Consider the following 13400-nt stretch of genomic DNA (forward strand, 5'->3'; position numbering starts at 1 on the left):
GCTTCTCCCCAAAAGAGCTAATTTTTTTAACCGGTGACATTATGTCGTCGGTTTTTTTTTGCTTAATATTCACCGCCTAGTGCCAATATACCGTTATATTCAAACCTTAAGCACAAAAAAGCCGCTGAGTGAATTAACTCAACGGCTGCATTAAAGCGGTTTACGCTATCAGTTATTCTTTATCTTGCTCTGCCTGCTGCTCAGCTTCAGTCAACCAGCTGGGATTGCACCACTCGTTTAAAATACCTAAGACTTTAGGTTTTCCAGTGCCTTTTAATGATGAGAAAGGCTCAACTTTTACCCAGTCACCAAATTCAGCCAGCTCTTTGCGCACGGCATTAACTGTTTTCATTTTGACATTTTGAGCAAGTTTATCGGATTTAGTCAGTAATGCTAAAACGGGGATTTCACTTAATACCGCCCACTCAATCATTTGCATATCTAAATCTTTTAACGGATGTCGAATATCCATCAACACAACGACACCGCTTAGACAGGCGCGCTCTTGCAAATATTCACCTAAGGCTTTTTGCCATTTATTCTTCATCGCTAAAGGTACCTTAGCAAAACCATAGCCAGGTAAATCGACTAAGCGACGGTTTTCATCTAACTCAAAAACGTTAATAAGTTGAGTTCGCCCAGGGGTTTTACTGGTTCTCGCTAAGTTTTTTTGCTCAGTAAGTGCATTTAAAGCACTAGACTTACCCGCATTTGAGCGGCCAGCAAACGCAATTTCTACTCCAGTATCACCAGGCAAGTACTGATCGAGATGTGCAATGTCTGGCGCACTAATTAAAAACTTGGTTTTTCGAAAATCTATACGCGTTTCTGACACGATTTACTCCAATAATTTTTAGGTAATACCTTAATTATGTAAGATTTGCTTACTTTTCCACATTTTCGTGTAAAATATTAGCCTGATCACAGTTTGTAGATTTTACCACGCTTGCGGGTCTTCCTAGTAAGCTCAGGACAATAAATTAAACAAGAAGTTGGAACGCCATGAAAAAGTTAGCTCTTGCGCTGTCTGTATTTGCCGCTATATCAACGCCTGCAATCGCTGAAGGTGATGTGGAAGCGGGTAAAACTAAATCAGTTATGTGTTCTGCCTGTCACGGTGTTGACGGTAACAGCATTGCTCCTATATGGCCTAAATTGGCCGGACAGCACGCATCTTATCTAGAAAAACAATTACATGATTTCCAAGCGGCAGCGAAAAGCGGCGGCAAAGAAGGTCGTAATGATCCTACCATGACTGGCATGTCATTGCCTTTATCTGAACAAGATATTAAAGATGTTTCTGCTTATTACGCAAGCCAAACTCAAACGGTAGCTGATGTGGCCAATGTGCCAGCCGAAGGTGAGGCTTTATATAAAGGTGGAGACATGGCTCGTGGCATTACTTCATGTATGGCTTGTCATGGACCAGACGGAAAAGGCGGTGAGCTAGCAGGCTTCCCTGCGATTGGTGGTCAGCATGCTGATTACATCAAGATTCAGTTAACCAAATTCCGTGATACAAGTCGTAACAATGATTTAAATGGCATGATGCAGGATGTGTCTAAAAAGTTATCTGACAGTGACATTGAAGTTTTATCTCAATACATTTCAAGCCTTAAGTAATTTTTTATTCATAAATTGATGAAGCTAAAAGGGTGATTATTCACCCTTTTTTATTACGCAATGTTTACGTTTACGTAAACTTATCAATATTCACGCTTGACAGAGATCACGCTTTTAGGGTTAAATAGCCCCGTACCGAGATGAACCCAACTGTGAGAACAAAAATATTAATTCTACTTCACAGATTTCGGATACGTTTACATTTAAGATATAAGAATAAAATTAATAAATAACAATAATATAAATAAGACCACTCACTAATAATAATAAGAGTCGTGATTTCAGCTTGAAATCCAGGTCATACAGAATTTGTAAGGAACAGACCTTATTGGTCGATACGCTTAAATAGCACTCCCTTACGCAACAGAGATAGAACCCCATAAGGACACTACTTTAAGGATTAAAGTAGCAGCATAGGAAGCTAATTTGCTTAGGATGCACTTGCGGAGGCTTGTTTATCACTGGAAGGTACTTTTAAACACGGATTGTTTACTCATGTCATTGAAGACAACTAAGGATATTGATGAGTCATTGAAGACCATCTACGGAAGCTGTGGTCAGGACGGCAACAGGATATAAAAAAAGTGTCATTGAAGACCGATAACAACTAAAAATGCACGGAAAGCTCTAAAAATAAGATGGATACTGACCGGGATAGTCACATAGCAAGTATGGATACTTGGAATCAAAATTTGGTGCGATAAGCACTATCTTTCAAGGTGGCAGTTTACTGCCACCTTTTTTATTTCTTATTTTCAAAAAATCTGCTATTGATTGATAATTATCATCTTTGTTGGGTCACATCTTATATCAATGATTAAATGCCCGTTGTGCAGCAATGCTGCTGAGTTTTTTATTCAAGACAAAAAAAGAGCATTTTATACCTGCTCTGACTGCCATCTAGTCTTTGCAAACCCACAATCATATCTAATGCCTGCAGCGTTAAAACAACGCTATGGCAGAGCCAATAAAGCCTCAAAGCAAAAACAGCTTGTTCAATTCATCCAACCTTTACTTACCCAAATTAGCGCTCAGCAACATGGTCCATTAACTGGCCTTAATTTTGGCCGAGTATTGGACAGTAATAGTTTAGATAAAATAGAACATGCAGGACACTGTCTTTATCAATACGACCCATTTATAAAAATTGATCAGCATATATTTAATCGCCAATATGATTTCATTTGTTGCTATCGAGTACTTGAGCATTTTCAACAACCCGCTAAAGAGTGGGCTTTATTATCTAGCTTATTAAAAGAAGGCGGCTGGTTAGCAATCAGCACCTCACTGCTAACTGATTTAAGCCTTTTTTCGAAGTGGCATTTTAAAAACAATCCCAGCCACGTGAGCTTCTATAGCCAACAAACTTTCGAGTATTTGGCACAAAATAGCGAATTTAAGCTATTATTTGCAGCTAAAGAGCTCGTATTGATGCAAAAAACATCAAAGTCTGATATAAAGCGCATCCTTATTTAGTGCGAGGTGGCTCATACCCATCTAGCCAAATTTATACAACTACATGAGATCACCGATGGCTCGTAGCAAAAAATCGCGCAAGGGCGGCGAAAATGGCCCTAAACAAGCACCAAGAGTCAAAAAATCTGAGCGTAAAGCCATTGGCGGCAAAAAAACAGAAAGCGGCCGTAAGTCTGGCAGTCGTCATAATGAAGCGCTAATTGAAAAGCAATCACCGCATATCAAAACGACGAAAAATAACGATCCTCGCCATGGCAGTAAAAAGCCTGTTGCGTTAAATATTGCGCCTGTCGCAGAAAAAGCCGAAGCAAAAGTAAAACAGCCAAAGCTAACAGATGAGCAAAAATTACTTAAGCTTGAAGAAGACCCAAGATTTAACCAATTACTGGACTTATTAGAAGAAGGTAAAAACCTATCCGCTGACGATCAAAAGTGGTTAGATGGTCAACTTTCTAAAATTGAAGCCTTAATGGAAAAATTGGGTATTTCAGATGCAGAAGAACTTCCGCCTCAAACAGGTAAAGTGGCATCTGATGATGATTTATATGATCGCTTTGAAACAGGTGCCGATGTCTTAAAAGACTACCAGTCATAAGAGTGTTTTAGATGGCATGCTTTAGTCGGCATGCCATTTTTATATCTTGCATAGTGAATAAGTTAATAAGGATAGTTTGTGTCTAGCATTGTTATTGTTATCGCCGTTGTTATTGTAGTTCTATTAGCGTGTTACGCAGTTTTCCTATTAAGCAAACTCAACAAACAGCAAAAAGTAGCACAAGCGGCCAAGCAGCAACGTTTAAACGATGCCAAACAAAAAAAGCAGAAAGTATTGGATGATATTAAATATATCGCTTCAGCAATGCTTGAAGAACGATGTGAGCCTTCAGAGGGTGTCATGCGTATCGCTAAATTATTTGAAGCATTATCCATGTCTGAACAAATGGCTGTTGAGTTCCCGAGCATTTTTGAGCATTACGACTGCATCAAAGCGCATCCTATTAAAGAAGAGCGTAAGGCATTAGCCAAACAACAGCGAATGAAGCTAGATTTAGCGCGGATGAAATCTGAAGCTAAACTGGAACAAGGCATACTGGATGATGCAAAAAAAATCACACAATTTCATTTCGTGCATTAGAGTTTATTAACGACTAAGACCTCTATTTGATAACAAGTCTCATTATTATCAATAAGTTAATATGAGGCAGGTTTCTGCCCCAAGTGCGTAGCTAAGGCTGTGAGCCATTGCACAAATTCACAAAACTTCACAGCTTTCTGGCTAAATATGGCCTTTCTAGCAACATCAAGTTTCAAATTTACAACGTAGTTCAAGGTTTTTTGTCAAAGATGGCTGCATACTTCGTCTATTGCTAATTTACTCGGAGGACGCGCCTTGAAGCAGCCCACACAAATAAGTTGGGATCAGTCGATGATCGAAAAATATAACTACAGTGGTCCACGCTATACGTCGTATCCAACGGCATTAGAGTTTGATGATACTTTTACTGAGCAAAACCTACTATCTGCTATCGAAACCAGTAAAAGCGATAAGCTGTCTTTATATATTCACATCCCCTTCTGCGCCAAGCTTTGTTATTACTGTGGATGTAATAAAGTCATTACTCGTCATGCTCATAAGGCTGATCAGTATATTGAATATCTTGCCAGCGAAATCATAAAACGCGCTCCTTTATTCAAACACTACACAGTGACTCAAATGCACTGGGGTGGCGGTACACCGACATTCTTAAACCCAGAGCAAATCTTAACCCTGTCTAAATTAATAAAAAGTCACTTTAACTTTGCTGATGAAGGCGAGTTCTCAATTGAAGTCGATCCACGTGAAATCGAACTATCGATGTTGGATACACTTAAAGAAGCTGGCTTTAATCGTATTTCTATTGGTGTTCAAGACTTCAATAAAAAAGTACAAGTTGCTGTTAACCGTGAGCAAGATGAGAAATTCATTTTTGACCTAATGGCTAAAGCAAAAGACATGGGGTTTGTGTCTACTAATGCCGATTTAATTTACGGCTTACCACATCAAACACCAGAAACTTTCGCTGAAACGATTCAGCGTGTTATTGAGCTATCACCTGATCGTTTATCAATCTTTAACTATGCTCATTTACCGTCTCGTTTTGCAGCACAGCGTAAAATTAAAGATGAAGATATGGCATCGCCACAGCAAAAGCTCGACATGCTGCACCAAACCATTGAATCATTGACCTCTGCAGGTTATCAGTTCATTGGTATGGATCACTTTGCTAAGCCTGACGACGAGTTATCTAAGCTACAAAACGAAGGTAAGCTTCACCGTAATTTCCAAGGTTATACAACGCAAGAAGAGTGTGACTTGCTGGGCTTAGGTGTTTCTTCAATCAGCCAGATTGGTGATTGTTACGCTCAAAACCAGAAAGATATTCGCCCTTACTACGAGTCAATTGATGAAACTGGTCATGCATTGTGGAAAGGCTGTAGCTTAAATCGTGATGACGAAATTCGCCGTGTCGTCATTAAGCAAATGATCTGTCACTTCGATTTAGATTTAACTAAAATTGAACAGCAATTTGACTTGAACTTTGAAGAATACTTTGCAGAAGACTTAAAGCTGCTACAAACCTTCATCGATGACAAACTGGTTGATATTACAGATCGTAAACTAACAATTAGCCCTACAGGCCGTTTATTGATTCGTAATATTTGTATGTGTTTTGATGTTTATTATCGTCAAAAAGCACGTCAACAACAGTTCTCACGTGTTATCTAATACACGGAAATGAAAACAAAAAAACCGCTGATTTCAGCGGTTTTTTATTATCTAAACATTCATTACTTTTTTGATGCGTATAGTGCTTTTCTTTCACTGTCTGATAAAAATGCCATTTCAACGCCATTACGTTGTACTTGGGCAATTTGCTCATCAGATAGGTTAAGTTCAGACTTGGCAATACGATATTCATGCTGAATATCAATATTGCTCACACCAGGGTCATCGGTATTGAGTCCAATCAATACACCCGCATCTAAGAATTGCGTAAATGGGTGAGCATCATAATCAGCCACTGTAGAAGTATGTAAGTTACTGGTAGGGCAAGATTCAATACCTATTGAGTGTTTAACCAAATACTCCATCAACTTAGGGTCATGAATAGCATTTACACCATGCCCTATCCTAGTCGCACCTAGCTCTTGAATCGCTTGCCACATGCTCTCTGCACCTGCAGCTTCACCAGCATGTGCTGTAATCTGTAAGCCAGCATCACGGACTAATTTAAAATGTTCATTAAATAAGTCACCAGGGAAACCCAATTCATCTCCGGCTAAATCCATACCAACTAATGCATCACGGTGAGCAAGCAGACCTTCAAGCTCTAAGCGGCATTTTTCTTGACCAAACGAACGCGACATAATGCCAATAAGGTTAACTTTAACATCGTGCTCCTTCACACCAGCTTTGACACCATCAATGACAGCCTCAACCACACCTTCAATCGGTAAATTGTGATTCATTGCCATATAATACGGGCTAAAGCGTAACTCGGTATAATCTAATCCTGATATCGCTGCATCTGCGACATTTTCATATGCGACACGTTTGACTGCATCTAAGTCCGCTAATACAGCTACCATCCAATCCAGCTTTTTTAAAAAAGCGACTAAGCTGTTTTCCTTACCTTGGATCTGAACAAACGGAGCAAGAGCTTCTAACGTTTGTGCAGGCAGCTTAATTCCATGCTGATGTCCGAGTTCCCAAATGGTATTGACTCTAACGTTGCCATCTAAGTGACGATGCAAATCAACTAATGGAATGGATGTATTGATCATTATTAACCCCTATTAATTTTTTAAGCTAAATCTGTTTTCTTTATAATGAACATCTAGCATGGCGAAGTTTAACACGCCTCCACAAAAAAATGACGTTTTAATCGCCTAAATAGTACAATCAGTAACAAATATTTCCGCCTGAACCGCTAGCGTGCTAACTGTTGAATTGTTATGTTGTAACTGAGAAATTTAACCCAAAATTCAAAGTCTACATAGGGATACAACATGCGTAAGCTAATCTTGCCCGCGATAATCATGCTGTCAATAACTGGCTGCAAAATGACCACTGGCTCAAAAGCCCAATATTATCTTGGCGATAATTACAAAAGTGAAGAAGTCGCAAGCGAAACGCAAAATGTCTCAGCCAGCAAAAAAGTTGAAGACATGGATCTTCAATCAATTATAGATAAAGCCTGGCAAGTTAACTTAGATTTTTCTCCTCAGCTCGCTTATTCACTTGGTGATGAATCCAAAGCTTCACAACTACCCAACTTGTCGCCTGAGACACTGGCAGCCAAAAACATACGTCAGCAAGAACTCCTTTCATCTTTAAAGCAACTTGACCAAAACACGCTATCGGCAACAGGTAAGATAAATGCACAGTTGCTACAATACCAACTGCAAAATGAGGTTGATTTATACCGTTATAAAGATCATTACCTACCAATAACGGCAGAAAGTGGTTTCCATGCATATGTCGCATCTATGGCTAATGCCACATTCAACACAACTCAAGATTATGAAAACTACTTAACCAAATTAGCAGCGTTATCAAATTACTTTGCTCAACAGACCTTTTGGCTAAAACAAGGGCTAAGTAATGGTATTACACCAGCTAAAGCGACTTTAACAGGCTTCGAAGATAGCATTAGCGCGTACATTGTGCCTGTAGAGCAAAGTCGATACTTCAAACCATTTACCCAATTTCCAAGTCACTTTACTGCTGAGCAAAAAGCGAAACTTGAGAAAAAAGGCAAACAAGTGGTCAGTGAACAAGTGCTCCCCTTGTATCAGCAGTTTTTTGACTTTATGACGCAAGAATATATCCCGAATGCGCGAACCTCGATTGCTGCTAACGATCTACCTAATGGCAAAGCTTTTTATCAAAACAGAGTTGCTTACTACACAACTCTGGATATGACAGCTGATGAAGTACACGCGCTCGGTCTTGAGGAAGTAGCGAGAATCAAAGCGGAAATGGAACAAGTGATATCAGATGTTGAGTTTGAAGGCAGCTTCGCTGACTTCTTACACTTTTTACGTACAGATCCTCAGTTCTACCCCAAAACGGCAGAAGAACTATTAAAAGAAGCGGCTTATATTGCCAAAAAAGCCGATGCCGTATTGCCTAAATACTTCGCAACGCTACCCCGCACGCCTTATGGTATTAAGCCAGTACCTGCGGAAATAGCGCCTAAGTACACAACAGGTCGCTACTCTGGCTCCAATAGAGACGATGAGCCAGGCTATTACTGGGTCAATACCTATGCCTTAGATAAACGTCCACTTTATGAAATGGAAGCACTCACTTTACACGAAGCTGTACCGGGTCATCATCTGCAAATATCATTAAACAAAGAGCTAACTGATTTACCTAACTTCAGACGATACAGTTATATCTCTGCATTTGGTGAAGGTTGGGGTTTATACTCTGAATATCTCGGCCTTGAAGCAGGTTTTTATCAAGACCCGTATAGTAATTTTGGTCGCTTAACATATGAAATGTGGCGCGCTGCAAGACTTGTCGTCGATACTGGCATGCATGCTAAAGGTTGGACAAGACAAGAAGCCATTGACTTTATGGCAAGTAATACTGCGCTATCAATGCACAATGTGACCACAGAAATCGACCGTTATATTTCATGGCCAGGACAAGCATTATCATACAAAATCGGTGAGCTCACGATTAAGCGTTTACGCAATAAAGCTGAAGAAGCATTAGGCGAAGACTTCGATATCCGATTATTTCACGATGCGTTACTAGAAAATGGTTCAATCACCATGGAAATTTTAGAGCAAAAAGTAAATGAGTTTATAGCGGAACAACAGAAACAAGCTTAACTAAGTCAACGCTATATTGACTGGTTCTCTAAACCAGTCAATATAGCAAGTTTCCTCGCAACACATCACTTTCACTAAAATATCATCTGTTAGTTTGCTACACTGCCCCAATCTTATATCAATATATTTTCAGTTAACCAAAGGTGAGTGATTTGTATTTTTCGTCAGAACAACAACTCAATAGCGATCAACAACAAGCATTCTGGCAAACAGTCACGCAATCCACCATGGTCAAAGAGAACATCTCCATCGCCTATGCTCATGTTATTCACCCACATAGTCGCAAAGCGATTGTAATAAGCAGTGGTCGAGTTGAAAGCTATTTGAAGTACAAAGAACTAATGTTCGATCTTTATCAACAAGGCTTTAGTTTATATATTCTCGATCATAGAGGTCAGGGGCTTTCAACTCGAACAACCACCAACAAGCATCAAGGGCATATTAATAAGTTCCAAACATACATTGATGATCTAAATGACTTCGTTGAGCAAGTGGTAAAGCCCCAAGCGCACCAAGATTTATATTTAGTTGGCCACTCAATGGGGGGAACAATTGGAACCTTATATATGCAGCAACATCCGACAGTATTTAATGCTGCTGTGTTTTCCGCCCCCATGTATGGAATAAAGTTGCCATTTAATAAGGCTTTCATCCGCTCATTGGCAACACTATTAGATACTTACAATGAAAAACAACCAAATAAACAGCCTAACTACGTACTCGGCGGTACCAATTACCAAGCAGTTGAGTTCGAAAAAAACCATCTGACACATAGTCAAGCAAGGTACCAACAGATTGTAGATGTGTTTGCTCAACACCCTGAAATTCAACTAGGCTCACCCACTAATCATTGGTTACTTGAAGCAATTGATGCCGCAGAGCGCGCAATAAATGCAGCAGCATTAAGCATTAAGCCAATCCTGATACTCCAAGCGCTAGATGATGAAATTGTCGATAACATGGCGCAAAATAGAGCTGAGAATAACCTTTGCCAGATAAAAAGGATTGCTAACTGTCGTCATGAAGTCTTTGTCGAAGCAGATGAGGCACGCAACCAAGCACTAAGTAGCTTAGTCACTTTTTTAAATCAGTATTGAATTAGGCACTAAGACAAGGCATTAAAAGGCACCTTCCAAACCACACTTAAGGTCAACTCTGACTCTAGAAGGTGTTTTATGTCCTGTTGAGTTAGCGGTCGGCTAATCACATATCCTTGGAATAGATTACTCTTCAGCTGACTGAGTGTGGTTAATTGCTGTCGGTCTTCAATTTGTTTTACCACGACTGGGTAGTTAAGCTCTGTAGTCATATTAACCAATGAGGTGAATATGTTTCTCGAGTCTTCAGAAATCGTAATATCGTTGATATAACTCGCTGCAAACTTAACTTGTGAAAAATGGATCCCATGTAAGCGATATAGCGGACACAATCCTGAGCCAAAGTCATCCAAAGCGACTCTGACACCTAAACGTTGCAACGTTTGTATTTTAGCTTTCGCCGTCACTGGATTAATCGAAAAAATATCCTCTGACAACTCCAATTGAATATATTCCGGTTTTACACCTCTAGACTCAATTTTTGATTGGATAACACTGACAAACATATCTTGATGAAAGTGCCTCGAGGAAATATTGATAGAAAAACAAGGACAAGAAAGTTCTGTATTGTGCAAGCTATCGATGAAACGACACACTTCATCTAACATCCATAATTCAAGCTCAAAAATAGAGTTAGACAGCTCTGCGACTGGAATAAACTGCTTAGGACTAATGTAACCGAACTCAGGATGATGCCAACGCATCAGTACTTCGACACTTTCTGTATTACCATCAATATCAACAACCGGTTGATACACTAAAGACATTTGATTGAGCTTAATGGCTTTCTTTAATTCTTGATGAAGCTTTTGAGGTTCATGATGACTTCCATCTAGTTGCAAACTATGTAACACGCAACTGTTATTGGGACTCTCAATTGCTTTACCTAAAGCAGTATCTGCCCTAGATAATAACTGACTCGGGTCTAAAGACTCCTTACCATCAAATACCACCATGCCGATTTGAGTAAAAACAGAAAAGTCTTGTCCTGAGAGATTAAAGCTTCGTCCAACAACTTGCCTGACTTCGCTCGCTAACGCTAAAGCCCGTTTGTTAGCATGTTCTAAGTTCGCCCCTAAGTTTTTAGCTGCAATAACAAACTCATCATCACCTAAGCGGCTCAATAAGCAACTTCCTGCAAAAGCCCCCGCTAATCGTGCTGATATCTGCATTAATAATCTGTCACTCAATTGCTCGCCAACAGCTTCATTAACCAGCTTAATATTGCTCAAATTAATTAGCATCATAGTGCAATACTGACCAGACTTACGTGCATAAGCCTGTAAATCAAATAGTTCATTTGCTAATGCTTCACGGTCTTTAATATCAGACACACCAGCATGACTTTGGCGCTCTACAGTAATTTTTTGATTTTGCAGCTCTGCAGTGACATCAGTAATAGACCCAATCATGCGAATCGGATTACCTTTGTCATCCCACTGAATAATCTGTCCTATATCCAGCACCCATATGTACTCGTTACTTTTATTGAGTAACCGGTGCACGCTCTCATAGTGATCGGTCTTATTAGCTAAGCATTGCTCAATAGCGCGTAGTACAGTGTTTTTCTCATCTGGGTGCAATCTAGATTCCCACGCGTCATAATTATTTGTAACTTCATTCGTCTCATAACCTAATATTTCTTTCCAATTATCAGATAAGAAGACCTCATTCGTCTGGGTATTCCAATCCCATATGCCATTATTATTAGCACTGATTGAATACAGCCAACGCTGCTCAGAGTTGGTCACCTTTTGGTTATTATCTTGAATTAGCTTTTCGGCCTGTAATAACGATTCGCCAAGGTTATACACCTCTTCAACTAGACAATTAATTCTCGTGTTATCTGGTTTAGATTGCAGAACATTTTTTGCTCTTGTAGTTAATTGCTTTACCGGTCTGACTAATAGCCAATATAAAGCCCAACAGAAAAATACGACAAGTAAGCCACCTGCTCCCCAAATGAAAACAAAGCGCTTTTGTAACTGATCTGATGCATCAGCAATAAGTGAAGAAATATCATATTCTAGATAAATCACATCTACAGCACTTGAGTAGCTGTAATTAGAAGATGTGTTAATAGGGTAATAAGCTTGAATTGATAAACGGTCTTTATTGACCTTGATAAAAGACTCACCATCGGCAACAACTTGTTGATGAATATCGTTTGAATAACCTTCAACAACATTCTGCGCATCACTTTCTCGCCAAATTACATGGTTAGCAAACTTGATCCTACTAGAAGCATCAAGAATGACATACACCATCATATGGCTATCAGTAGAAACTAAGGATACTTCTTGCTCAATTCTCGAAATATCTTGTACAGACAGAGCGGACTCTACCACATGGATCATCCTAAATAGATCTTTCTGAATCTGTTTAGTCTCTCTTGCTGCGACCTCTGAACGTAATTCATCTCTCTCATAGTAAAACTCTCCGCTAACTAATAATAAGTACAGAGAACATAAGAAAAATGGCACTAAGAACGATAGTGAAAAAGAAGGTCGCTTTGGCAAATGTACACCGTTAGTTGTTAATAAGAATGTATCGCATTGATAACATACTAAAGACAAACACAATCAACAACTATAAAAACGACTTTAACCAAAACATAATACATTTGTCTGATTATTAAGGGATATTAACGCTCTTCCAGCATTTTTATATACGAATTAATTAGCTATTAGATAAAAACACAAATAAGAAATTTCGTTTGCTTAAGTGACACATTGTGAGGAAAAATCTACCAGTGCTCATAATGAGCTCACACAAAAATGAGAATAACTTTCTCAACAATCTGCCTCAATGATCAAACACAAAAAAGCCCGTTACGTGAGTAACGAGCTATCTGCTCTCTTAAAAGAGAAATTAGGCACTTAGCAATGACGGACTTTCACATTGGCATATCAATCACACGATTAGCAGTTGATGTGTCTAAACTTAAGCTATAGCTTTGTTTCCGAGGATGTATTCTTAAACTACAGACACAAAAAAGCCCGTTACGTCAGTAACGAGCTATCTGCTCTCTTAAAGAGAAACTAGGCGCTTGGTGATGAGCTTCTTACACATGGGCATATCAATCACACTATCAGCTGTTGATGTGTCTAAAATTGAGCTTTAGCTTCGTTTCTGAAGATGTATATCTTAAATTACAGACACAAAAAAGCCCGTTGCATGAGTTACGGGCTATCTACTCTCTTAAAAAACAAATTAGGCACTTTACCATAGCTGACTTTCACATGGGCATATCGTCCACACTGTCTTTCGCTACACTCAATCCACTTAACAAACAGACACAAAAAAGCCCGTTACGTC

Annotated in this window: 10 protein-coding genes; 7 read left to right on the forward strand and 3 right to left on the reverse strand. The window is 39.3% G+C overall.

Annotated features, from left to right (window positions below):
• Positions 1-172: 172 nt before the first annotated feature.
• Positions 173-835: a ribosome biogenesis GTP-binding protein YihA/YsxC gene (gene yihA / locus J8L86_RS10960; protein WP_055025820.1), complete on the reverse strand. Its 663-nt coding sequence runs from the start codon at positions 833-835 to the stop codon at positions 173-175.
• A 167-nt stretch (positions 836-1002) separates the two neighbouring features.
• Between yihA and J8L86_RS10965 the strand changes: the two genes are divergently transcribed.
• The 5 genes from J8L86_RS10965 (at position 1003) to hemN (ending at position 5866) form a co-directional block, all read left to right on the forward strand.
• Entirely contained in the window at positions 1003-1623 is a 621-nt protein-coding gene (locus J8L86_RS10965; RefSeq protein ID WP_055025819.1) for a c-type cytochrome, read from the forward strand.
• Between the two features lie 813 nt (positions 1624-2436).
• On the forward strand, positions 2437-3099 hold the full coding sequence (locus J8L86_RS10970) for a methyltransferase domain-containing protein (protein WP_055025818.1): 663 nt from the start codon (positions 2437-2439) through the stop codon (positions 3097-3099).
• A 55-nt stretch (positions 3100-3154) separates the two neighbouring features.
• Complete coding sequence (gene yihI, locus J8L86_RS10975) at positions 3155-3694, forward strand: Der GTPase-activating protein YihI (protein WP_065110308.1); 540 nt, start codon at positions 3155-3157, stop codon at positions 3692-3694.
• 78 nt (positions 3695-3772) lie between these two features.
• A complete protein-coding gene (locus J8L86_RS10980; RefSeq protein WP_055025816.1) occupies positions 3773-4234 on the forward strand; it encodes a DUF2489 domain-containing protein in 462 nt (153 codons plus the stop codon).
• A gap of 255 nt (positions 4235-4489) precedes the next feature.
• The gene (gene hemN, locus J8L86_RS10985) at positions 4490-5866 is read left to right on the forward strand and encodes an oxygen-independent coproporphyrinogen III oxidase (RefSeq protein ID WP_080914512.1); all 1377 of its coding nucleotides are present in this window, start codon (positions 4490-4492) and stop codon (positions 5864-5866) included.
• Between the two features lie 62 nt (positions 5867-5928).
• Here hemN and add read toward each other — a convergent pair whose 3' ends face one another.
• Positions 5929-6924, reverse strand: coding sequence for an adenosine deaminase (gene add / locus J8L86_RS10990; RefSeq protein WP_055025814.1), 996 nt, complete (start codon positions 6922-6924; stop codon positions 5929-5931).
• Between the two features lie 225 nt (positions 6925-7149).
• Here add and J8L86_RS10995 point away from each other — a divergent pair, with 225 nt between their 5' ends.
• Both J8L86_RS10995 and J8L86_RS11000 read left to right on the forward strand, forming a co-directional pair.
• Positions 7150-8985, forward strand: a complete 1836-nt coding sequence (locus J8L86_RS10995) for a DUF885 domain-containing protein (RefSeq protein WP_211030264.1) — start codon at positions 7150-7152, stop codon at positions 8983-8985.
• 152 nt (positions 8986-9137) lie between these two features.
• Positions 9138-10082: an alpha/beta fold hydrolase gene (locus J8L86_RS11000; RefSeq protein ID WP_247663332.1), complete on the forward strand. Its 945-nt coding sequence runs from the start codon at positions 9138-9140 to the stop codon at positions 10080-10082.
• An 8-nt stretch (positions 10083-10090) separates the two neighbouring features.
• Here the strand turns inward: J8L86_RS11000 and J8L86_RS11005 are convergent, their stop codons facing one another.
• Positions 10091-12601, reverse strand: coding sequence for a bifunctional diguanylate cyclase/phosphodiesterase (locus J8L86_RS11005; protein WP_211030266.1), 2511 nt, complete (start codon positions 12599-12601; stop codon positions 10091-10093).
• Positions 12602-13400: the final 799 nt, after the last annotated feature.

Origin of the sequence: Shewanella sp. MMG014 (assembly GCF_018100775.1) — a bacterium.
In the GTDB taxonomy this organism is placed as follows: Bacteria; Pseudomonadota; Gammaproteobacteria; order Enterobacterales; family Shewanellaceae; genus Shewanella; species Shewanella japonica.

Bases quoted from the DNA above. Each gene is read 5' to 3' on its own strand.
- J8L86_RS10970 (WP_055025818.1), top strand. From the start codon at position 2,437: ATGATTAAATGCCCGTTGTGCAGCAATGCTGCTGAGTTTTTTATTCAA.
- yihI (WP_065110308.1), top strand. From the start codon at position 3,155: ATGGCTCGTAGCAAAAAATCGCGCAAGGGCGGCGAAAATGGCCCTAAA.
- J8L86_RS10965 (WP_055025819.1), top strand. From the start codon at position 1,003: ATGAAAAAGTTAGCTCTTGCGCTGTCTGTATTTGCCGCTATATCAACG.
- add (WP_055025814.1), bottom strand. From the start codon at position 6,924: ATGATCAATACATCCATTCCATTAGTTGATTTGCATCGTCACTTAGAT.
- J8L86_RS10995 (WP_211030264.1), top strand. From the start codon at position 7,150: ATGCGTAAGCTAATCTTGCCCGCGATAATCATGCTGTCAATAACTGGC.